We start from the raw sequence: 22,479 nt of genomic DNA, 5'->3' as shown, positions 1-22,479 counted from the left end.
CGCGTCCCAGCAGTTTTTTCGCGCGTGACAGGTTGATGTCAGGTTGATGTGTTTTGGTTCAGCATAATCTGAGCCGCCCTGCGGCCGGTTGTCAAATGGGAGGAAAACATGACGACATTCAAACTGGGCCGCCGCGCCCTGATCGCAGCCGTGGCTGCAATGGGCCTGACCGGACCCGCCCTGGCCGACGGCCATGAGGTCGTGGACAGCATCCACTTTCTGATCCCCGGCGGCGCAGGCGGCGGCTGGGATGGCACCGCCCGCGGCACGGGCGAGGCGCTGACCAAGGCCGGTCTTGTGGGCACCGCGTCCTACGAGAACATGTCCGGCGGGGGCGGCGGCAAGGCCATCGGCTTTCTGATCGAAAACGCAGACAGCAACCATGGCACGCTGATGGTCAACTCGACCCCCATCGTGATCCGCTCGCTGACTGGTGTGTTCCCGCATAACTTCCGCGACCTGACGCTGGTTTCGGGCACCATCGGTGACTATGCGGCGCTGGTTGTGGGCAAGGACAGCCCGATCAACTCGATGGAGGATCTGCTGGCCGCCTATGACGCCGATCCGGGCGCAACAGCCATTGGCGGCGGTTCGGTACCGGGCGGCATGGACCATCTGGTTGCGGCCATGGTCATGGAAGCGGCGGGCAAGGACGCGCTTGGCGTCAAGTACATCCCCTATGACGCAGGCGGCAAGGCCATGGCAGCCCTGCTGTCGGGTGAGATCGCAGCCCTGTCCACCGGTTTCTCGGAAGCGGTCGATCTGGCCAACGCGGGCGAAGTCAAGATCATCGGCGTAACCTCGGACGAGCGTGTAGACGCAGCCCCCGATGCGCAGACCATGAAGGAACAGGGCATCGACACCACCTTCGTCAACTGGCGCGGCTTCTTTGCGGCACCCGGCCTGCCCGAAGACAAGCTGGCCGCCTATCAAGATGCCATCGCCAAGATGTACGACACCCCCGAATGGGAAGAGGTTCGCGCACGCAACGGCTGGGTGAACATCCACAACTCTGGCGACGATTTCTCGACATTCCTCGAGCAGCAGGAACAGCAAATCAGCGATCTGATGAAGAAGCTGGGCTTCCTGTAAGCACCACCCATGGCAGAGCGGTCCGCCGCTCTGCCACACTTAAAGACCAAATAAGGGAGGGGACATCATGGCGCTGGATCGCTGGATCGCGCTTATTCTGCTTGGGGTCTGCATGACCTATGGCTACGCCGCCTGGTTCACGATGGATGGCAGCCTGCCCCCCTTCATGCAGCGAAACCCCATCTGGCCAAGCACCTTTCCCAAAGTACTGTCGGTTCTGGGCATCATCGCCTGCGCCATCATCTTGCTGGGGTTCGAGAAATCGGAACCAAAAGAGGCGGATATCGATTACCGGCGGCTTGGGGAGTACCATCTGGGTCAGGCGCTGATGCTGCTGGCGCTGATGGTGGTCTACGCGCTGTGCCTGCGCCCCGTCGGGTTCCTGATCTCAACCTCGGCCTTCCTGATCCTCGGCTCGTTTATTCTCGGCGAGCGCAAATGGCATATCATGCTGCCTGTCGCCCTGATCGCAACCGGGTTCGTCTGGTATCTGGTTCAGGAAGTTCTTGGCATCTACATGCGCCCCCTGCCGGGCATTTTCGGAGGCTGACATGCTCGAAGGACTTCTGATCGGCCTGCAAACGGCATTCTCAATCCAGAACCTGCTGATGGTTGTCGCGGGCTGTCTGATCGGCACATTCATCGGCATGTTGCCGGGGCTCGGCCCGATGTCGATCATCGCCATCATGATCCCGGTCGCGATTTCCATGGGCGATCCTTCGGCCGCGCTGATCCTTTTGGCTGGCGTGTATTACGGCGCGATCTTCGGCGGCTCGACCTCTTCCATCCTGCTGAACGCGCCGGGGGTCGCGGGCACGGTGGCTTCAAGCTTCGATGGCTATCCGATGGCGCGACAAGGCAAGGCCGGCAAGGCGCTGACCATCGCGGCCATCGCCAGTTTCGCGGGCGGAACGCTGGGGGCTGTGCTGTTGATGGTCTTCGCGCCGGCCCTGTCCTCGGTCGCGCTTTTGTTTCATTCCGCCGAGTATTTTGCTCTGATGGTCGTCGGCCTTTCCGCCATCGCCGCCTTTGCCGGGTCAGGACAAGTGGCCAAGGCGATGATCATGACCGTCCTTGGCCTGATCATGGCAACTGTCGGCGAAGGCGCATTGTTCAACCTGCCACGCTTCACTATGGGCATCATGGACCTGCAATCCGGCTTTGGCTTCATCACCCTCGCCATGGCGATGTTCGCCCTGCCCGAGGCGCTGTTTCTGGTCCTGAAACCCAAGGACCTGAAGGGCGATGATGGCGAAATCAAGGACCTGCGCATCACCAGGGACGAAGCCAAGGCCATCGCCCCGGTCGTGGGCCGGCAGTCGGTCCAGGGGTTCTTCATCGGTGTCCTGCCCGGTGCCGGGGCCACAATCGCCAGCTTCCTTGGCTATGCGGTTGAACGCAACATCGCCCCGAAAGAGGAGCAGGAAGAATTCGGCAAGGGCTCGATCAAGGGCCTTGCCGCGCCCGAGACGGCGAATAACGCCGCCTGCACCGGATCGTTTGTGCCGCTGCTAACGCTGGGCATTCCCGGTTCTGGCACAACCGCCATCCTTCTGGGCGCGCTGATCGCGCTGAACGTCACGCCGGGGCCACGGCTGATGATCGACGATCCGCAGATTTTCTGGGCCGTGATCATGTCGATGTTCATCGGCAATCTGGTTCTGCTGATCCTGAACCTGCCGCTGATCCCCTATATCGCCAAGGTTCTGGCTGTCCCGCGCAACTATCTGATCCCGTTCATTTTGTTCTTCACCCTGATGGGGGCTTATATCGGCCAGAACAACGCCACCGAGTTGCTGATACTGGTCGCGTTCGGCATCTGCGCCACGGCGCTGAAATTCGCCGACTACCCGCTGGCACCGCTGCTGATCGGCTTCATCCTAGGTGGCATGATGGAGGATAACTTCGCCCGTTCCATGCAGCTATACGATGGCATCGCGTTCATCTGGGAACGCCCGATGACGCTGGGCCTGCTGGTGATCGCCGCCCTTCTGGTGCTGCTGCCCAGTTATCGCGCGCGGCGCGCACGGGCGCGGGCGGCAGGGGTCGCGGATGGCGACTGAGCCGCTGGCAGGCATACGGGTTCTGGACCTGACGAACGTTCTGGCCGGACCCTATTGCTGCTACCAGCTTGCCCTGATGGGGGCCGAGGTGATCAAGGTCGAACGCCCCGGCGGCGGCGACCTTGCCCGCGTTCTGGGCGCTGATCCCGACCGCAACAGGGCGGGCATGGGGATCAGCTTTCTGGCGCAGAACGCGGACAAGAAATCGATCACGCTGGATATGAAATCCGACCCGGGCAAGGACCTTCTGAAACGGCTGGTTCGGACGGCGGATGTGCTGGTCGAAAACTTCCGCCCCGGCGTCATGGACCGCCTTGGCCTGGGATACGACATGCTGCGCGGCGAAAACCCGCGCCTGATCTACTGCGCCATCAGCGGCTTTGGGCAGGACGGCCCGCGCCGGGACGATCCCGCCTATGATCAGATCGTGCAGGGCATCAGCGGTGTCATGTCGATCACCGGTGCCGCAGACACGGCCCCCTACCGGGTCGGCTATCCGCTGGCGGATACGGTCGGCGGGATGACCGCCGCTTTTGCTGTGGCCTCCGCGCTGAACGCAAATCCGCGCGGGGCGTTTCTGGACGTGGCCATGTCCGAGGCCGTGATCTCGACCATGGGCTGGGTGGTCTCGAACTATCTGGTTGGTGGCGTGAACCCCGGCGCGCATGGCAACGAAAACACCACCTCGGCCCCGTCCGGCACCTTCGCCACCGCCGACAGCCCCATCAACATCGCCGCCAATCGGGACGAGCAGTGGCAGGCCCTCGCCCGGCATCTTGGGCGCGAGGATCTGATGGACCACGCGGATTATGAAACGCGCGAGGACCGGAAACGGAACCGCCTCGCGCTGCGGGACGAGTTGGAAAAAACGCTGCGCACCCGTCCGGCACGCGACTGGGTGCGCGACCTGAACGCACTGGGTGTACCGACCGGGCCGGTTCTGACCGTGCCCGAGGCCCTGTCTGATCCGCAACTGGCAGACCGTGGGCTGATCGGAACACTCGGCGTTCGGGGCGAGGATATGCAACTGGCAGGCAGCCCGGTGGTCATGGATGGGAATCGCCGGATGCCTGAAACCGCACCGCCGGAACTCGGGGCGGACAATCATACCATCTGGTCCGAGGTCGGATTGACCGATACCGAGATCGATGCGCTGCGCCGGGAGGGCGTGATATGAGCGATGTGTCCGACTGGTGGAAAACCGCGATCATCGATATGGAACCCGGCCGGATCGAATTGCGCGGGCACCCGATTCAGGACCTGATTGGCAATCTCAGCTTTGCCGAGATGATCTGGCTGATGGTGCGCGGCGACCGACCGTCGCCCGCGCAAGCGCATTTGTTCGAGGCTGCACTGGTTGCCGCCGTCGATCACGGGCCGCAGGCTCCGTCCATCGCCACGGCCCGCATGGCCGTAACCTGCGGGCTGCCGCTGAACAACGCGATGGCCAGCGCGGTGAACATGCTGGGCGACATCCACGGCGGCGCAGGAGAGCAGGCGGTTTGCCTGTATCACTTCGTGGAGGACCACCCCGACGGGCTGACGGACGCGCTGGATGAATGGATCGCCGCGCAGGGGAAAATCCTGCCCGGTTTCGGCCATCGGTTCCACACGCCCACCGACCCCCGCGCACCGCGGCTGATGGATTTGGTGGGGGATGCAGTTGCCAAAGGGGCTTGTTGCGGTCGATACCGCCAGATCGCGCTGGACGTTGAGGCTGAACTGGCCCGCCGCAAGGGCAAACCCGTTCCGATGAATATCGATGGGGCCACGGCGGTCATCTACGCTGAACTGGGCTTCGCGCCGCCCCTCGCGCGCGGGTTGTTCTGCCTGTCCCGCTCGGTCGGCATCCTCGCCCATGGCTGGGAGCAGATGCAGCAAGGCGGGCGCAACAAGGGGCCGACACCGCCGCATTATCGCTGGACTTATACCGGCGGGGACGACCAATAGCGCATCTCCGTCGGTCCGACGGCAGATGTTTCCCTAAGCCTTCTTGCGAAACTCGGGGGCCCGGACAGCGATCAGATCGGCAGCGGCACGGGCGATGACCAGTTCTTCATTGGTGGGCACCACCATGACGGCAACGCGGGACAGGTTTGTCGAGATGATCCGTTCGTTATCCGCATTGGCGTTCGGGTCGATCTCAAGACCCAACCACCCCATTCCCGCGCAGACCCGTTCGCGGACAAGACGAGAATTCTCGCCAATACCGCCGGTAAACACCAGCGCGTCGATTCCCCCCAAAACGGCGGTCATGGCCCCCAGTTCCCGCCGAAGCCGGAAGGTGAAATAGCTGATTGCCTGCCGGGCCTCTTTCGTGTCGGCCTGTTCCAGCGTGCGCATGTCATTCGACAGGCCCGACAAACCCAACAGCCCGGATTTCCTGAACAGCAGGTCCGAGATTTCGTCGGCGCTCATCCCCTCCTGATCCATAAGGTACAGCAGAACGCCCGGATCGAGCTGCCCGCAACGGGTGCCCATCGGCAAACCGTCGAGCGCGGAAAACCCCATGGTCGAACCCACCGACCGGCCACCGATCATCGCACACATCGACGCGCCATTGCCCAGATGCGCGACAACAACCCGGCCCGCATGCAAAAACGGGGCGGTTTCCGCCAAGTGGCCCGAGATGTATTCGTAGCTGAGCCCGTGAAACCCGTAGCGCCGCACACCTTTGTCGTAATACTCGCGGGGCAAGGCGAAAACGTCGTTTTCCCACGGGTGGTTGCGGTGAAACGCGGTGTCGAAACAGGCGATCTGGGCTGCGTTCGGAAACCGCTGCATGGCCGCCCGGACACCTGCAAGGTTATTGGGTTGATGCAGCGGCGCAAACGGCGACAGCTTATCCAGCGTCTCGATCGAAGTTGCGGTCAGCGGCAAGGGGGTTGTGGTATCCGGCCCGCCGTGAACGACGCGGTGGCCCACGGCGCCGACCTTACATTGGGGAAAGACGCGATCCAGCAAGCCCAGCACGCAGTCCAGCGCGGCGGCGTGGTCCGGTATGTCTCCGGCGGCGTCATTGGCAACCGCCTTGCCTTCCGCCGTTGTGGCGTGAAGCGTCGACCCGGACTCACCAATCCGTTCAACGACCCCGGCGCAGACCTCAACCGGGTCAGGCTCGCCCAGCTCGAACAGACCGAATTTCAGCGAGGACGATCCCGCATTCAAAGTGACGACATGGGTCATCTGATCCCTCCTGCCATTGCCGACAGACGCGCCGCGTGCAGCGCGGCGACCGCGCAGGAAGCAAGCCGCGCCTTGTCATCATCCGCCCGGCTGGTCAGGATGATCGGCACTTTCGCGCCCATCACCACGCCGGCCCCTTCCGCATTTGCAATAAACGTCAACTGCTTGGCCATCATGTTGCCCGCGTCCAGATTTGGCACCACCAGAATATCGGTCTGACCGGCGACCCGCGACACGATCCCCTTGGTGTGCGCAGCCGCCAGGCTGACGGCGTTGTCCATCGCCAGGGGGCCATCCACCAGCCCCCCTTTGATCTGACCACGCTCGGCCATTTTCGACAGCAAAGCCGCATCGACCGAAGACCGGATTGCCGGGTTCACCGTCTCGATCGCCGACAGCACCCCGGCCCTTGGTTCCTCAATCCCCAGCGACAGCGCCAGATCAATCGCGTTCTGGGTGATGTCGATCTTGGTTTCCAGATCCGGTTCGATATTGATCGCGGCGTCTGTCACCAGCAAGGGTCGGGGCTGGCCCGGAACGTCCATCACGAACACATGAGTGAACCGCCGCCCGGTCCGCAGCCCGTTATCGCGCCGCAGCGCTGCCTTGAGCAGCTCGTCCGTGTGCAGATGTCCCTTCATCAGCGCCTTGGCGCGGCCTTCGGCAACCAGATCCACCGCCGTGTTCGCCGCCGTGAAGTGATCGCGCACCGGCACGATCTCGATCCCGTCCAGCGACGCGCCAATCTGGTCTGCGGCCGAGGTGATTTTGTCCGGATCCCCGATCAGGATCGGCTGAATGATCGTCTCGCGTGCAGCCAGCAAGGCCCCGCCCAGCGAGTTCGGCTCTTCCGGGGCGACAACCGCCGTGGGCATCGCGGGCAGCGCATGGGCCTTTTCAAGCAAGGCGTCGAAATGGCGGTGCCGCTTGACGACCAGACCGGGCAGGTCCAGCTCGGCAAACACCATTTCCTTTTCCGGCGCGATCACAACCGCATGGCCGCTGACGATGACAGCCCCGTCCGAGACACGCGAAACGCTGGTGTCGAACAGAACCTCTCGGTTCGGTCGCTTTTCAAGGACCGTCACTTTCGACAGAAGCTCATCCCCCGCATAGGCGCGCGCGGAAAATTCAAGGTTCTGGGATTTGTACAGCGTGCCCGCCCCCGGCAGGATGTTGCCAAGCACGGCAGAGATCAGCGCGCCGACAAACATGGCGGGCGCGACCGCCTCGGGGATGTTGTCGCCATCGCCATCTTCGGTCGCCAGATGAAGCGGATTGTGGTTGCCGGAATTGTTGGCAAACACATAGAAATCATCGATCGAGCAACTGCGCAGCAATTCGGCGGTATCGCCGATTTCAAGGCGGTCATACGGTTTGTTCTTGTATTGCATGTCTTCGTCTACCCGGCTTCGGAAACCTGCCCGCTTTTTTAGTCATACCGCGACGCGTAAGTGCCGCTGCTTAATGGCGATCTGTTATGCCGACGGCAAATATCACCGTAGAGCGTCAAGTTCCAACGTTGCGGCGTCAATGCTGCTATGCAGCATTGCTTTAACACTGGTATGACAGGGTGCTAGGGCGAACGGCATCTGTCAGGGTTTGCGGCGGTTTGCCCCTGCGTTCTTGCGCATGGTCAGGCCAATCCGTTTGCGGGGCACATCCACCTCGACCACCCGCACCTTGACGACCTGCCCTGTCCGGACAACCTCGTGCGGGTCTTTGACGAAGCGGTCCGCCAGTTGGCTGACATGGACCAGCCCGTCCTGATGCACGCCGATATCCACAAACGCGCCAAAGGCCGCAACGTTTGTGACCGTGCCTTCCAGCATCATGCCCGGCTTCAGATCAGTGATGTCCTCAACCCCGTCGGTGAATGAAGCTGTTACAAAGCTGGGCCGGGGATCGCGACCGGGCTTTTCAAGCTCGGCAAAGATATCGCGCACCGTGGGCAGGCCGAAGCGTTCATCGACAAACTGCTCGGCCCGCAGCCGCTTCAGCGCTCCGTCATGGCCCATGATCTGGCGAATATCGCGCCCGCAGGCCGCAACGACGCGGCGTGCCACGTCATAGGCCTCGGGGTGGACCGAGGAGGCATCCAGCGGCTCGGCCCCGTCGCGGATGCGCAGAAAGCCCGCGCATTGCTCGAACGCACGCGGACCAAGCCGTGCGACGTTCAGCAAATCACTGCGGGAACTGAACGGCCCGTTCAGATCGCGATGGGCAACAATGGCCTCGGCCTGCGACGGCCCGAGCCCCGATACATGCGACAGCAGCGGGGCCGAGGCGGTGTTCAGGTCGACACCCACCGCGTTCACCACGTCTTCAATCGCCGAATCCAGCGATTGCGACAGGCGGTGCTGATCCACGTCATGCTGATACTGCCCGACACCGATGGATTTCGGCTCGATCTTGACCAGTTCCGCCAGCGGATCCTGCAGGCGGCGCGCAATCGACACCGCCCCGCGCAGCGAGGCGTCCAGATCGGGAAATTCCCGCGCCGCCAGTTCCGAGGCCGAGTACACCGACGCCCCCGCCTCGGAAACCACGACCTTGGTCGGCGCTTTGACCGATTTGGGCAGCAGGCTCAGCGTGTCCGCGACCATCCGTTCGGTTTCCCGGCTGGCGGTGCCGTTGCCGATGGCGATCAGTTCGATGCCATGGGCCGAGATCAGGTTCAGGATAGCCGCCTGCGCGCCGCGCAGGTCGTTTTTGGGCTGAAACGGATAGAGCGTATCCGTCGCGACCAGCTTGCCGGTCGCATCGACCACAGCCGCCTTCACCCCGGTCCGGATGCCCGGGTCCAGACCCAGCGTCGCCCGCGCGCCCGCCGGGGCCGCAAACAGCAGGTCCTTGAGGTTGCGCGAGAAGACCTGAATCGCCTCATCCTGCGCCCGGCTGCGCAGGTCGGCCATCAACTCGACCATCATCGACAGCGACAGCTTCACGCGCCAGGTCCAGCCCGCCACTTTGCGCAGCCATGTATCCCCCGGCCCGCTGCCGCGGGTCTGCAGATGGGCCGCCACGATGTTTTCCGCCCGCGCCGCGCCGAATTCCGGTTCCGGCGCGATGTCCAGCGTCACGATCCCCTCTTTCGATGCGCGCAGCATGGCCAGCGCCCGGTGCGAAGGGACACCGGACCACAATTCGGAATGGTCGAAGTAATCGCTGAACTTGGCGCCTTCCTTCTCTTTCCCCTCGATCACCCGCGCGCTCAGCACCGCTTCGCGCTGCATGAATTGGCGCAGCTCGCCCAGAAGGGCGGCGTTTTCGGTCAGACGTTCGGTCAGAATGTCCCGCGCCCCGTTCAGGGCATCTTTCACCGTCGGAACCGCATCAGACACATAGCCCGCCGCCAAGCCTTCGGGATCGGCGTTGCGGTCGCCGAGAATGGCGTCTGCCAGCGGCTCCAACCCGTTTTCGCGCGCGATCATCGCCTTGGTCCGGCGCTTGGGCTTGTAGGGCAGATAGATATCCTCAAGCTGCGCCTTGGTGTCCGCCTGTGCAATGGATTTGACCAGATCGTCGGTCAGCTTGCCCTGTTCCCTGATCGATTTCCGGATCACCTCGCGCCGCGCCTCAAGCTCTCGCAGGTAGACCAACCGCTCGGACAGGGTGCGCAATTGCGTGTCGTCCAGCCCGCCTGTCACCTCTTTGCGGTAGCGCGCGACAAAGGGCACGGTGGCCCCGTCGTCCAGCAGATTGACCGCCGCGCTGACCTGTTCGGGGCGTGCATTGATTTCGGTGGCGATGGTGCGGGCGATGCGGTCCAAGGGGTCCTCCTGACACTGGGCTGGAGGGGTTTCTTAGCCAGCCGTTTCAGTGAGGGGAAGAGGGCGCGAACCCGCCCGCCGAATTTTCCATTCGTAAGGTCACGCCTCAACCAGATAGCGCTCGGACAGGGGCAGGCTGGCCGCGCCCAAGGAGCGCGCATCGGGGCCGACCGTCCCGGCGAAAATCATCGGCCGTTCAAGACCGGTCAGGTTCAACTGCGACAGCCGCGCTTTGACCGCTTCGATCAGCCGCGCCTTGACCGGCAGCGGCAGCCAGCCGTCGATTTTCACACATTCGAAGTCGATGACACTGCAGGACGACGCAATCGCATGGGCCAGCCCATAGGCCGCCTGCCCCAGCCAGTCGTTCAAAAGCGGTTCCGGCACATCCCAATGCTCGGTCGTCTCCCAGATCGAGGTGCCCTGCCCGCGCACGGCAACGGACCGTTCCAGAGTATAAAGGCTTGCGACATCGATCAGCGGCTGCACCTGCCCCGTTTCGGTTGGAACCAGCAAGGGCCCAAGCGCCCCGGCATTTCCACGCCCCGAAAAGATCGAGCCGTTCAGGACAACGCCGCCGCCGATGAAGTATCCCATGTAGAAGTACAGAAAATCCCGTGGCCCTTCCTGAGGGCCAAAGACCAGCTCGGCCCCGCAGGCGGCGGTTGCATCATTTTGCACGAAAATCGGGATGTCGCAGGTCTGCGCCAAGGCGGCTTTGATGTCCGTCTCCCGCCAGGGGTCCATCTTCTCCTGAGGGACCTGCAGAGTTTGCGCCCAGTTCCAAAGATAGAACGGCATCGCGATCCCCAGCCCGGCCACGCGCGTCTGCGCCTCGGGCGACAGGCCGGACATCATCTGCCCCAGATATTCGTTTGCAAAATCCAGCGTCGCATCCGGGGTCGGATAGTCATAGGTGCGACCTGCGCGCTGACGGACGTTTCCCAGAAAATCCGTCAGCACCAGTTCGGCGCTGCGCCGTCCGATTTTCAGCCCGAAGAACAGCGCGCCTTCGGGGTTCAGCCGCATGGGCACAGAAGGCTGGCCGACCTTTCCCCGGATCGGCTCACCGCGCAGCAACAGACCATCTTTTTCAAGCTGACGCATGATGACCGAAACCGTCTGCGCCGACAGGCCTGTCATCCGCGCGATCTCGGATTTGGCCAGCGCCTTATGTCTGCGCACAAGGGACAGGACAAGGCGTTCGTTGCGCGCGCGCATGCCGCTTTGGTTGGTGCCCCGCACCCCCGCAACCGGTTCTGACGGAGTGCTGTCCTGTGTAAAATCGGCAGACAAATTTGCCCCTCCCTGCCCCAAAGAATGGAAAAATCACCTATCTCTGTCAATAATAATTCAGAGTGATTTATTTATTGACTCATATTTCGAATCTTGTGATGATTTTCCTGTGGGGTCGGGTCGATTTCCGCCCGATCACCCATATGCCCGCACGGGCATGGGAGAAAATGGGAGAACTACAGATGAAACTTGCGAACCTCGCGGGCGCAGCAGCGCTGGCTCTGGCCGCCGGAACCGGTGGCGCGATGGCAGCGGGCGAAACCGTCTGCCTGATCACCAAAACGGACACCAACCCGTTCTTTGTCAAAATGAAAGAAGGCGCGACCGCCAAGGCGGAAGAGCTGGGCATGACCTTGAAAGCCTTTGCGGGCAAGGTCGATGGCGACCACGAGACTCAGGTACAAGCGATCGAGACCTGCATTCTGGACGGGGCCAAGGGCATTCTGCTGACCGCGTCGGATACTTCGTCGATTGTCCCCGCTGTCGAGCAGGCACGGGATGCGGGGCTTCTTGTGATTGCGCTGGACACCCCGCTTGAACCCATCGACTCGGCAGATGCCACATTTGCCACCGATAATTTCCTGGCCGGGCTTCTGATCGGCCAATGGGCCAAGGCCACGCTTGGGGACGCAGCCGCCGACGCCAAGATCGCCACGCTGGACCTTGCTGTCAGCCAGCCGACTGTGGACGTGCTGCGCAATCAGGGCTTCCTGCAGGGCTTCGGCGTTGATCTGGCCGATCCCAACGTGATCGGGGACGAGGATGATGCACGCCTTGTCGGCAGTGACGTCACCGCAGGCAACGAAGAAGGCGGCCGCCGCGCGATGGAGAACCTTCTGGCCAAAGACCCGACCATCAACGTTGTGCACACCATCAACGAACCCGCCGCCGCTGGCGCGTATGAGGCGCTCAAGGCCATCGGGCGCGAGAATGACGTGCTGATCGTGTCGGTCGATGGCGGCTGCCCCGGCGTTCAGAACGTCGCGGACGGTGTGATCGGCGCAACCTCGCAGCAATATCCGCTGCTGATGGCCTCGCTGGGCGTGGAAGCCGTGAAGAAATGGGCGGATGAAGGCGTGAAGCCTGAAAATACCCCGGGCAAAGACTTCTACGACACCGGTGTTGCCCTTGTGACCGACAAGACCGCCGATGGCGTCGAGTCGATCTCGGTCAAGGAAGGCATGGACCTCTGCTGGGGTTAAGCTGAACCTGCGGGAGGCTGCCGATGGCGGCCTCCTGACCCAAACTGCCTGCTCACCCAAATTTCTTGCTAAAGTGATCCAAAGACGGGCGCTTGACGCATGGGGGATTCTCTATGTCCGACACATCCGGGAAATCCGACGACTTCGAGGCCGCCGCACAGGGCAGCCCGGAACAGGTCGCCGAATTTGACGATCACCATCGGGGCTTCGTCGGGACGATACAGCATTTTCTGCACATCAACCCCTCGCTTGTGCCGCTGATCGTCCTTGTGGCCGCAATCATCATATTTGGCGTTCTGCTGGGGGCCAAGTTCTTCTCGCCCTTCGCGCTGACCCTGATCCTGCAACAGGTGCAGATCGTCGGCATCGTCGCCGCGGCGCAAAGCCTGGTGATCCTGACGGCCGGCATCGACCTGAGCGTCGGGGCAATCATGGTGATGTCCTCGGTCGTGATGGGGCAGTTCACCTTTCGCTACGGCTTGCCGCCCACGGTTGCGATCCTGTGCGGGCTGGCGGTTGGAACGATCATCGGAGCCGTCAACGGGTTCCTTGTCAGCCGTATCAAACTGCCACCTTTCATCGTCACGCTGGGCATGTGGCAAATCGTTCTGGCGGCGAATTTCCTCTATTCCCAGAACGAAACCATCCGCTCACAGGATATCGAGGACAATGCGCCGATCCTTCAGTTGTTCGGTGCGAAGTTCAACGTGGGCGGCGCGGTCTTTACGGTTGGCGTCGTCTTCATGATTGCGCTGATCCTGGGCCTTGCCTACGCGCTGCGCCATACCGCGTGGGGCAGGCATGTCTATGCAGTCGGAGACGATCCCGAAGCGGCAGAACTGTCAGGCGTCAACGTGCACCGTACGCTGATGTCAGTCTATATGCTGTCGGGCCTGATCTGCGCGTTTGCAGGCTGGGCGCTGATTGGCCGGATCGGCTCGGTCTCGCCCACATCCGGGCAACTGGCGAATATCGAAAGCATCACGGCGGTTGTGATCGGCGGCATTTCCCTGTTCGGGGGCCGGGGTTCGATCCTCGGGTCGCTGTTCGGGGCCTTGATTGTCGGCGTGTTCACTCTGGGCCTACGCCTGTTGGGCGCGGATGCGCAGTGGACGTTCCTGCTGATCGGCATCCTGATCATCGCCGCCGTTGCCGTGGACCAATGGATCAGAAAGGTGGCCGCCTGATGGAACCCATTCTCAAAGGACGAAACCTTGTGAAACGCTACGGCAAGGTCACGGCGCTGGACCAGTGCGACTTTGACCTGATGCCAGGTGAGATCCTGGCGGTGATCGGCGACAATGGCGCTGGCAAATCCACCCTGATCAAAGCGGTGTCGGGCGCGGTGACACCGGACGAAGGCGATGTCTGGCTTGACGGGCACAAGGTGAATTTCCACTCACCCATCGACGCGCGCGAGGCGGGGATCGAAACCGTCTATCAGACGCTTGCGATGTCACCTGCCCTGTCCATCGCCGACAACATGTTCATGGGGCGCGAAATTCGCCGCAAAGGCCCGCTGGGGTCATGGCTGCGCATGCTCGACCGCCCGGCGATGGAGAAATTCGCCCGCGACAAGCTGAGCGAGCTGGGCCTGATGACGATCCAGAACATCAATCAGGCGGTCGAGACGCTTTCGGGGGGTCAGCGGCAGGGCGTCGCCGTGGCCCGCGCGGCAGCTTTCGGGTCCAAGGTTATCATTCTGGACGAACCTACCGCCGCGCTGGGGGTCAAGGAAAGCCGCCGGGTGCTGGAACTGATCCTTGACGTGAAATCGCGGGGCATCCCGATCATCCTGATCAGCCACAACATGCCCCATGTGTTCGAGGTCGCCGACCGCATCCACGTTCACCGTCTGGGCAAACGGCTCTGCGTGATCGATCCCAAGGACTACACCATGTCCGATGCCGTGGCCTTTATGACCGGCGCGAAAGAACCACCCGGCGAGGATCGGGCGGCGTGACCCAAGACGGCCCGTCGCCCGAGGTACTGGCGGAGCGGATCGCTGATGCTGCCACCGCGTTGCAGCCTCAATCCAATCGGCATCTGGTTGCGGTGGCTGGCCCTCCGGGTGCAGGCAAGTCGACCGTCGCGGCGCTGGCACAGGCAGAGCTGAACCGGCGCGGGCATCCGACCGGCCTGCTGTCCATGGACGGGTTTCACTATGACAATGCCATCCTGACGGCGCGCGATATGCTGCACCGCAAAGGCGCGCCGGAAACCTTCGACGTCGCAGGCTTCCACGCGCTTCTGATCCGCCTGCAGACCGAAGACGAGGTTGCCGTGCCCGAATTTGACCGGGATTTGGACAAAGCCATCGCGGCCCGGTCCATCGTCACCCAAGACCAGCGGATCGTTTTGGTCGAAGGCAACTACCTGCTGCTGGATGAACCCCCTTGGGCGGACCTGCAAAGCCTGTGGTCGGTCCGGGTGTTTCTGGATGTCGATCTGCAGACCCTCGAAACCCGGCTGACGGACAGATGGCTGTCGCACGGCCTGACGCCCGACGCCGCCAAGGACCGGGCGCTGGCCAATGACATCCCCAACGCCAGACGCGTCGTGTCACATTCGTTGCCCGGCGACGTGGTGCTTGGATAGGGCGCGGCCCCTGAACACCCAGCATTCGCGCCAAAGCCCCGAACGCGGTATGATGCCCCGGTGAACAAAGTTCAGGGGGATGGGATATGCAAACCTCAATAATCCGGCACGGTGTCGATTTGGCAGCCGCGATTGGCCTGACAGTTTTCATCTCTGCGGCCCCGGCCTCGGCCGATCAAAGCGACGCTGCGGCGGCAATTGAGACCTTCGACAAGGCGATGCTGTCGATCTTCCATCGCGGTCAGGACCAACTGACCGAAGCGACGCGGCCTGTCATGGTCATTGCGCGCGACGTCACGGTGATCTCAAAGGACGGTGAGGCCAGCTATACCAGAAACGCGCCGCTCTATCAGAACCTGAAAGCCACGTCGCACGTCCTGCTGGGAATTATCGGCGCGGTCACGCCCTGGCCCGAGGATGCGGCGGATAAAGACCGCTGGAAAAAGGAATTTTCCGAGATTTCGGCCCAGATTGACACGCTGCTGCCAACCCTCGGCAACCTCGGGCTGTCCCCGGAGTTGCTGACCGGCCAGCAACAGATGCTGGACACCGCCCGCAGCTTCGTCAGCGACGCCCTGTCCAAGGACCAGATCACGCGCGAGGCGGTCACCAAAGCCATCAACGACATGCGCCCGATCTGGGCCAAGAACATGCGCCAGACCGCACGGGCCGAGCTGACGGCGCTGCACAAGGCGGTCTCGGACGCGCGGACGGCCATGGGCAAGGACGATTGGGACAAGATGTATATTCTGCACCACGGCGGATCGAGCGTGAAGAACGTCAACGTGGTCCGGCTGTATCTGGAACGCGTGATGCCTGAAAAAGTCGCCGCCGGACAGGTGCTGTTTGCCGAAAACGCACACGGGACGGACGCGCTGGCGAAACACGCGGGCTATGTCCGCATGCAGCGGCTTGTCGGTCAATGGGCCTTTGGCGACCCCGCGCGGATGGAGGTCGATCTGCTGGGCTACGAGGCCGGAGCCATTCTGGACGAGATGATCCCCGCCCTGCCGCCGCTGCCTTCCGACTGATCGGGCTGGCCGTGAAGCGCAGATGAACTTTCCTTTATTATCAGCCTCGGCAATGGCAATCCCCTGCTCCGCTTCCAACATCTATGGAAAGGAAACGGAGGAAATCATGACCAGAGCCAAATTGTTCGGTGCCGCCGCCCTGGCCAGCACCCTTGCCCTTTCGACCAACGCCTTTGCCGACACAACGCCCGACCTGACCGGCGTCTGGAGCGGCAGCCACACCGTGGTCGGCCTGCCCAACGAACACAGCGACGGCGCCCCGCGATTCAATGAATCCGAATGGGTGCTTGAGATCAAGCAACAGCAGGACAACGTGTTCTGGGGCACCAGCAAATGGAGCCGCGCCAGCTCGGATCACTGGGGCGAAGCGCAGGTGACCGGCACGTTTAGCCAAGACGGGTCCGGCACCATCGCCATGATTGAGACCCGGACCGACCCCGAGCGTCAGGTGAACGGGTTGATCGACGCCAGGATCGAGGACGGCAAGATCTACGCCGATTTCCGCAGCCTGCGCAGCGGGATCGCCTATAGCACCGTGCTGGAACGCGCTGACGGTGTTTGATCGGCTAAAGTGGGAACGGCGCGCGCCGTTCCCCGCCCCAGTTACAGACCCAGATCCGACAGGCCCGGATGATCATCCGGGCGTCGCCCCTGCGGCCAGCGAAACAGGCGGTCCTCTTCCCGAATGGGCAGATCGTTGATGCTGGCATGGCGGTTCTGCATCAGGCCGTCGGGGGCAAATTCCCAGTTCTCGTTGCCGTAGGACCGGAACCAGTTGCCGCTGTCATCGCGCCATTCATAAGCATAGCGCACCGCAATCCGGTTCTCGGTGAACGCCCAGAGTTCCTTGATCAGCCGGTATTCATTCTCGCGGATCCACTTGCCGGTCAGAAAGGCCTCGGCCTCCTGCCGGTTGGTCACGAAATGCACGCGGTTGCGCCATTTGGTGTCCAGCGTATAGGCCCTGGCCACTTTGGCCGCATCACGGCTGTTCCAGCCATCCTCGGCCAGCCGCACCTTTTCGATTGCAGTCTCACGGGTGAAGGGCGGCAGCGGGGGACGGGTTTCCATGTCGATGTTCCTTTTTGAAGGGTCTCAGAGGTCGAGTTTCAAATCATCGGTCCCTTCGGCGGGAACGGCGCAGCACAGCAGAACGTCATCCTTGGAATGGTCCGCTGTAGGTTGTGTCCGATACGCAACCTTTCCCGCGATCCGGCGCGTCAGACAGCTGCCACAGGACCCGCCCCGGCAGGAAAACGGCGGGTTCAGGCCCTGTGCCTCGGCCACTTCCAACAGCGTGGCGCCGCCTGCTTTCCATTGCGCGACCTTGCCGGAGGCCGCGAATGTTACCGTCGCCGATTGCGCCTCGGGCTCGGGCACGAATTTCTGTGTCTCGCTCTCCAAGCGCCGCTTCAGCGCGGCCGGGCCAAAGCTTTCGGCGAAAATCCGGGCGTCCCGCACCCCAAGCCCCAGCAACATGTCATAGACCGCTTGCATGAACCCGGGCGGACCGCAGAGGTAGAAATCGTAATCATCCAAGGCCAGCGTCTGACGGATCAATTCCGGGCTGATACGCCCTTTTTCATAGAAATCCACGCCTTGTCGGTCGCCCGCTTCTGGCTGTCCAATGACAGAAAGATAACGGATGCGGCCCTCACTAAGCTCCTCCGCCCGGTTCAGCTCGCCGTGAAAGGCACGCTGGCCGGTTGTTTGCGCGGCGTAGAACACCGTCAGCGGTCGCAGGTTCTGCGGATCGTTCAGCACATGGCGCACCATCGAGATCATCGGGGTGATCCCGACACCACCGGCGATCATGACGGCAGGCCGCGCGGAACTTGCGTCGAGAACAAACCGCCCCTTCGGCGCTTTGACCTCAATGCGGCCCCCAACCGCAAGCCTTTCATGCACATGGTTCGAAACAACACCTTCGGGCTCACGCTTGACCGAGATGCGATATCCGTCATCGCCCGGAGCCGAGGAAACGGTATAGGTCCGGGTCAAAGGCGGGTGGCCGTCGGGCTGCACCCGGATGGTCAGGAACTGGCCCGGTTCGAAGGATGGCAGCGGCAGATCGTCCGTGGGCTCGAAGGTGAAAGACCGGATGGTCTCGCTTTCATCCTGAATTGCAGCAACACGAACCGACCGCCACGCGGATTGCCGCTTTTCAGCCTGCACGCGCGCCTCGGAACTTTGCCAATCATCGGCCATCAGGCTGTTGGGCGAATAATCCTGCAACTCGCCGCGAAACGGCAAAGCGTCGATCAGGCGCAACCCGTGGTCCAGTTCGAACCGCCATCCCCGATCCGCGCCGTGAAACGCGGCAAAATCGGGGTGGTTTTCATCCAGCACCTCGACCGTTCCTGTCAGCATCAGCAGATCACCGGTCTGGTAGTCGGGAAACAATAGCCCGGCGCGGGGGGTCAGAAGAAAATTTCCCAGCGTGTTGAAGAAGTTGTTTCCGGCAAAATCCGGGACCAGCAGGCTGTTGCCGTCCACTTTGACAAAACCCGAGCGCCCGCCGCGATGCGAGACATCGACCCCGCTGGCAAAGGCTTGCGCGGGTGTATGGGCGTGGCTTGCAACATAAAACGAATTGGCGGTGGCAATGGCTTTTTGCGCGGCCTTGTCCAATTGCGCCAACCGCTCGGTCCGCGCGGGCTGCCGCGCGTGAGGGTCACGGATAAACCGAATATCGTGGGTCTGAATGTATTGCGGGCAATTGCCAAAAGACTGCACGACATCCAGCGCAAACCCCGTCTCTGTCACTTCGCCCACAATCGCGTTCACCCGATTGCGCCGTCGCGTGGGCAGTTCGATCCCCAGCGCACCAATCGGGGCCCCGGCTTTGAGCGCGGCCCCAAGCGGATCGTCCGCAGCGGGAATTGCATTCACGGTCAACCGCCTGTCGGTCGGCGCGCCTATGAAACCCGGCTTGCCCGGCAACATCGAGGCCCACGGCCAGCCCTCCTCATCCACGCTGCCCAGAACGATGAACGGAATTTGCTCGAAAAACGCGCGGTGCTGGTCGGGCATGAAGGGGCGAATGACCGCGCGGCCCAGCTTTTCCATATCCGAGCGCTTACCGACCCGGCTTTGCATCGCCTGTTCACCCTTGTGAAATACTGAGATGTCTTTCGGTATCGGCGCGTTCATGGCGGGCCTCTTGCGGCAAAAGGGAATGTGCCAGCCGCGACCTTGCGGCTGGTCAGTGTTTAACGATCTCTTCGATGGTGTCAGGCGGCATTCAGGCCGGCTGCGGTTTTGGGCATCGGAACAAAGCCGTCCAACGCTTCGATATTGGCCAGCAGGCGGCGGACATTCGGATAGGGCTCAAGCGACACGTCGCCTTCGGGCGCGTGGGCCGTGTAGCTGTAGATTGCGACATCGGCGATGGTCGGCGCGTCCCCCACAAGCCAGTCGCGCCCGTTCAGATGCGCCTCGAGCTTGCCCAGCACTTTGGCCGCCGTCGTATGCGTAAACGCCTTGTCCAGCGGCGCGTTGAACACATTGATCAGCCGGGCGGCGGCGGGGCCAAAGGTGATCTCTCCGGCGGCGAGGGTCAGGAATTTCTGAACCTCGGCCTCGAGCACCGGATCGCTTGGCAGATAGGCCGGCGCGTATTTCCGGGCCAGATAGACGAGGATCGCGTTGCTGTCGGACACGACCACGTCGCCGTCTTCCAGAACGGGCACCTGCCCGGCCGGGTTCAGGGCCAGAAAATCGTCCTGTTTATGCGCGCCGCCGGTCAGATCGACATTGATCACCTGATGGTCGATCCCGGCCAGGTTGGCGAACAGGACAGCGCGGTGCGCGTGGCCGGACAGCGGAAAACTGTGAATGCGGATGGCGTTGGACATCTGTTGGTTCCCTTTGCAAGTGTGGAGGTCGGTCTTTCACTGGATCCCAACTTAGCTTGCCCAGATACCGGCGATAATATACCATTTCATTCAATGACTATGAACAATGTGTAGATAATGGACACGATCACCGGAATGCGCACCTTTGCCGCCGTGGCCGCCCATGCCTCGTTCACCGAAGGGGCGCGGCAGGTTGGGATCAGCACCAAGCTTGCCAGCAAATATGTCGGTCAGCTAGAGGAACGGCTGAACGCGCAGCTCTTCCATCGCACCACGCGCAGCGTCACCCTGACCGATACTGGCAAATCCTATTTCGAACGCTGCCTGCCCCTGCTGGAACAGTTCGACGAGTTGGAGGGGCTAGTGCAGCAAAAGCAGGCCGATCTGGCGGGCCGCATTCGGATCACCGCCCCCACGGGCTATGGCTCGGCCCAACTGGTGCATCTGCTGAAACCCTTTCAGGAGGCGCATCCAAAGGTCTCGGTCGAACTGCATTTGTCGGACCACCATGTCTCGTTGGTGGATGAAGGGTTCGATCTGGCGATCCGCTTCGGCGCTCTGAAGGATTCGACCCTAGTGGCCCGCAAACTGACGGATATGCGGATCGTCTACTGTGCCTCACCTGAGTATCTGGCCCGGTTCAGTACACCCGAAACCCCGGCGGATTTGACCGGGCACAACTGCCTGCTGCAAGCCACCGGCAACAATGTGGATCAGTGGGGATTCAGGGGGCCGGACGGCACATACACCATCACAGTGGCAGGAAATTTCCGCGCCAACTCGCCCCGCGCCGTGGCCAATATGGCCGCCGATGGTCTGGGCGTGGGCCGCGTGCCGCTTTACACCGCGCAACCGTTTCTGGACGCAGGTAGCCTGCAGCTGCTGTTTCAGGCGCAAGAGGCCAATGTGGTGGGGCTCTACGCGGCCTATCCGCCGAACCGCCACCTGACCGCGCGGATACGGGCGCTGATTGATCATCTGGTGGCTGAGCTGAGGCACAAATAGCGGCTCACCCCTCATCCCCTTCTCCGGGACCGGACCATCCCGCAGCTTTCATTGCCTCAATCAGTTCCTGTACCGGCTGCGGATCGGCAAACACGCGGGACTTCACCGCCGCGATTGGAAAGTCCGGCCAGGTGTCCATGTAGACCCGCGCAAGGCGGCGCGCCTCGGCCTGTTCGCCGTTTCGCCAATGCGCCGCCATCAGGTAAGCGGCCGAGATCGGGCCAAACGGGCCACCATCGGAAATCGTCTTTTCGAATGTTCGGATCGCGGCCGGGTCATCCCCGGTGTGGAACCGGGCCGCCCCTACCGCGTTGTCGAACACCAGCCGGCCACTGCCCCGGGCCAGTTTCCCATAATGCTCGGATTGGGCCAGAACCCGCTCGAAATTCGATGTGTACAGCGAGATCAGCGCGTCGAATTCGGCAATATGCGGGTCGTCAGGCGCCAGATCGACCGCGCGCCGGGACAAAGACACCGCGCTGTCATGGTTGCCCACCCCGAACTCGAACCAGGCGCGCGCAGCAAGCGACCACGGCGCGTCCGGTGCCAGTTCCAGCGCGTACGCGCTGTTCCGGTCCGCCGACTGCATCAACTCGGCTGACACGGGCAATCCCGATTGCAGAATGGCGAGCATGGTTTCGACCTGTGCAACACCGGCATGACCACCGAAATAAAGCGGGTCCCGCTCGACCGCCGTCTGGAACATCAGCAAGGCGGGCTGAAGCCGTGCCAGATCGGTGACGGGAAAGATCAGGTCCCGCCCGGCATCGGCAAGGTTCATCGCCTCGACCCGCGCGGGGGACACATCGAAGATGGCTGTTATCCCGCTTTCGGGGTCTTCGGGCGGTACAGTGCGACCGATCAGAACCCCACCGATTGCCCCGACAACAACAAGCGCCAGACCTGCGGCGACGACCATCCACTTATTCATTGTGGTCTTGGTGTGACCGCCCTTTGGCAAAAACTCCGGCGCGTAGCTGCCCACAGGCAGTGAGATCACCAAATCCTCGGCGGCACCCTTCCCGTCGTAATAGGCATCCAGTTTCCGCCGGACCCGGCCCGCATCCACGCGGATAACGCCTTCGCGTTTCGAAATGTCATCCGCATCATAGCCATACACATCCATCGCGATGGTCTTCGCGCGTATCTCGTCAGACCGCCCCGCAAGCGCCTCGGTCACGACATAGGTCAGAAACGCGCGCATCCGGGCCGAGCCCTTGAACTCATCCGAGTTCAGGACCTTTTCCAGCGCTGCGCGAATCTGATCCGATGAGAAGACCTGCGCGGCGGGCTGTGCGTGGGTATGTGTCGTGGCCGTCAAAACTATCCATTCACATGAAGGACTTGGCACCCTGATGCTACGGTAGCATGCGGCG

General features: G+C 62.3%; 20 protein-coding genes. 12 read left to right on the top strand and 8 right to left on the bottom strand.

Features of this window, described 5'->3' with window-relative positions; translation table 11 throughout:
* The first annotated feature begins 108 nt into the window (after positions 1 to 108).
* The 5 genes from ACR0EZ_RS04640 (at position 109) to ACR0EZ_RS04620 (ending at position 5,105) form a co-directional block, all read left to right on the top strand.
* Positions 109 to 1,092: a Bug family tripartite tricarboxylate transporter substrate binding protein gene (locus tag ACR0EZ_RS04640; RefSeq protein ID WP_480611456.1), complete on the top strand. Its 984-nt coding sequence runs from the start codon at positions 109 to 111 to the stop codon at positions 1,090 to 1,092.
* Positions 1,093 to 1,159: 67 nt separating this feature from the next.
* Positions 1,160 to 1,642, top strand: coding sequence for a tripartite tricarboxylate transporter TctB family protein (locus tag ACR0EZ_RS04635; protein ID WP_480611455.1), 483 nt, complete (start codon positions 1,160 to 1,162; stop codon positions 1,640 to 1,642).
* 1 nt (position 1,643) lies between these two features.
* Positions 1,644 to 3,155, top strand: coding sequence for a tripartite tricarboxylate transporter permease (locus tag ACR0EZ_RS04630; protein ID WP_480611454.1), 1,512 nt, complete (start codon positions 1,644 to 1,646; stop codon positions 3,153 to 3,155).
* Positions 3,145 to 4,332 (top strand): CaiB/BaiF CoA transferase family protein, encoded by a 1,188-nt coding sequence (locus ACR0EZ_RS04625; RefSeq protein ID WP_480611453.1) that lies wholly within the window; start codon positions 3,145 to 3,147, stop codon positions 4,330 to 4,332. Before ACR0EZ_RS04630 ends, ACR0EZ_RS04625 begins: the two co-directional genes overlap by 11 nt.
* A complete protein-coding gene (locus tag ACR0EZ_RS04620; protein ID WP_480611452.1) occupies positions 4,329 to 5,105 on the top strand; it encodes a citryl-CoA lyase in 777 nt (258 codons plus the stop codon). Before ACR0EZ_RS04625 ends, ACR0EZ_RS04620 begins: the two co-directional genes overlap by 4 nt.
* Positions 5,106 to 5,138: 33 nt before the next feature.
* Here ACR0EZ_RS04620 and ACR0EZ_RS04615 read toward each other — a convergent pair whose 3' ends face one another.
* From ACR0EZ_RS04615 to ACR0EZ_RS04600, 4 genes are all read right to left on the bottom strand, one after another.
* Entirely contained in the window at positions 5,139 to 6,341 is a 1,203-nt protein-coding gene (locus ACR0EZ_RS04615; protein ID WP_480611451.1) for an acetate/propionate family kinase, read from the bottom strand.
* The gene (locus ACR0EZ_RS04610; protein WP_480611450.1) at positions 6,338 to 7,735 is read right to left on the bottom strand and encodes a bifunctional enoyl-CoA hydratase/phosphate acetyltransferase; all 1,398 of its coding nucleotides are present in this window, start codon (positions 7,733 to 7,735) and stop codon (positions 6,338 to 6,340) included. The genes ACR0EZ_RS04615 and ACR0EZ_RS04610 overlap by 4 nt, the downstream gene beginning before the upstream one ends.
* Before the next feature lie 201 nt (positions 7,736 to 7,936).
* Positions 7,937 to 10,114, bottom strand: a complete 2,178-nt coding sequence (locus ACR0EZ_RS04605; RefSeq protein ID WP_480611449.1) for a Tex family protein — start codon at positions 10,112 to 10,114, stop codon at positions 7,937 to 7,939.
* A gap of 99 nt (positions 10,115 to 10,213) precedes the next feature.
* Entirely contained in the window at positions 10,214 to 11,335 is a 1,122-nt protein-coding gene (locus ACR0EZ_RS04600) for an ROK family transcriptional regulator (RefSeq protein ID WP_480611804.1), read from the bottom strand.
* A gap of 257 nt (positions 11,336 to 11,592) precedes the next feature.
* Between ACR0EZ_RS04600 and ACR0EZ_RS04595 the strand changes: the two genes are divergently transcribed.
* The 6 genes from ACR0EZ_RS04595 to ACR0EZ_RS04570 all read left to right on the top strand — a co-directional run bounded on the left by ACR0EZ_RS04595 (position 11,593) and on the right by ACR0EZ_RS04570 (position 16,803).
* Positions 11,593 to 12,612 (top strand): substrate-binding domain-containing protein, encoded by a 1,020-nt coding sequence (locus tag ACR0EZ_RS04595; RefSeq protein WP_480611448.1) that lies wholly within the window; start codon positions 11,593 to 11,595, stop codon positions 12,610 to 12,612.
* Between the two features lie 113 nt (positions 12,613 to 12,725).
* Positions 12,726 to 13,799 carry an ABC transporter permease gene (locus tag ACR0EZ_RS04590; RefSeq protein WP_480611446.1) on the top strand — a complete coding sequence of 358 codons (1,074 nt, stop codon included), beginning with the start codon at positions 12,726 to 12,728 and terminating at the stop codon, positions 13,797 to 13,799.
* Positions 13,799 to 14,575, top strand: coding sequence for an ATP-binding cassette domain-containing protein (locus ACR0EZ_RS04585; RefSeq protein WP_480611803.1), 777 nt, complete (start codon positions 13,799 to 13,801; stop codon positions 14,573 to 14,575). The genes ACR0EZ_RS04590 and ACR0EZ_RS04585 overlap by 1 nt, the downstream gene beginning before the upstream one ends.
* On the top strand, positions 14,572 to 15,210 hold the full coding sequence (locus ACR0EZ_RS04580) for a nucleoside/nucleotide kinase family protein (RefSeq protein WP_480611444.1): 639 nt from the start codon (positions 14,572 to 14,574) through the stop codon (positions 15,208 to 15,210). Before ACR0EZ_RS04585 ends, ACR0EZ_RS04580 begins: the two co-directional genes overlap by 4 nt.
* Before the next feature lie 86 nt (positions 15,211 to 15,296).
* Positions 15,297 to 16,241 (top strand): hypothetical protein, encoded by a 945-nt coding sequence (locus tag ACR0EZ_RS04575; protein WP_480611442.1) that lies wholly within the window; start codon positions 15,297 to 15,299, stop codon positions 16,239 to 16,241.
* Positions 16,242 to 16,347: 106 nt separating this feature from the next.
* The gene (locus ACR0EZ_RS04570) at positions 16,348 to 16,803 is read left to right on the top strand and encodes a hypothetical protein (RefSeq protein ID WP_480611440.1); all 456 of its coding nucleotides are present in this window, start codon (positions 16,348 to 16,350) and stop codon (positions 16,801 to 16,803) included.
* 41 nt (positions 16,804 to 16,844) lie between these two features.
* On the opposite strand, the gene ACR0EZ_RS04565 is transcribed toward ACR0EZ_RS04570, so the two are convergent.
* The 3 genes from ACR0EZ_RS04565 to ACR0EZ_RS04555 form a co-directional block, all read right to left on the bottom strand.
* Positions 16,845 to 17,312: a nuclear transport factor 2 family protein gene (locus ACR0EZ_RS04565; protein ID WP_480611438.1), complete on the bottom strand. Its 468-nt coding sequence runs from the start codon at positions 17,310 to 17,312 to the stop codon at positions 16,845 to 16,847.
* Between the two features lie 24 nt (positions 17,313 to 17,336).
* On the bottom strand, positions 17,337 to 19,394 hold the full coding sequence (locus ACR0EZ_RS04560; RefSeq protein ID WP_480611436.1) for a 2Fe-2S iron-sulfur cluster-binding protein: 2,058 nt from the start codon (positions 19,392 to 19,394) through the stop codon (positions 17,337 to 17,339).
* An 80-nt stretch (positions 19,395 to 19,474) separates the two neighbouring features.
* Positions 19,475 to 20,098, bottom strand: a complete 624-nt coding sequence (locus tag ACR0EZ_RS04555; RefSeq protein WP_480611434.1) for a glutathione S-transferase family protein — start codon at positions 20,096 to 20,098, stop codon at positions 19,475 to 19,477.
* A gap of 117 nt (positions 20,099 to 20,215) precedes the next feature.
* On the opposite strand from ACR0EZ_RS04555, the gene ACR0EZ_RS04550 reads away from it, so the two are divergent.
* On the top strand, positions 20,216 to 21,103 hold the full coding sequence (locus ACR0EZ_RS04550; RefSeq protein ID WP_480611432.1) for a LysR family transcriptional regulator: 888 nt from the start codon (positions 20,216 to 20,218) through the stop codon (positions 21,101 to 21,103).
* Positions 21,104 to 21,107: 4 nt separating this feature from the next.
* Here ACR0EZ_RS04550 and ACR0EZ_RS04545 read toward each other — a convergent pair whose 3' ends face one another.
* Entirely contained in the window at positions 21,108 to 22,424 is a 1,317-nt protein-coding gene (locus tag ACR0EZ_RS04545; RefSeq protein WP_480611430.1) for a tetratricopeptide repeat protein, read from the bottom strand.
* Between the last annotated feature and the right edge of the window lie 55 nt (positions 22,425 to 22,479).

It is taken from the genome of Ruegeria sp. AK4 (assembly GCF_056541025.1).
The sequence above is the reverse complement of the archived record's forward strand: the minus strand, read 5'-3'. Positions and strand labels throughout refer to the sequence as shown.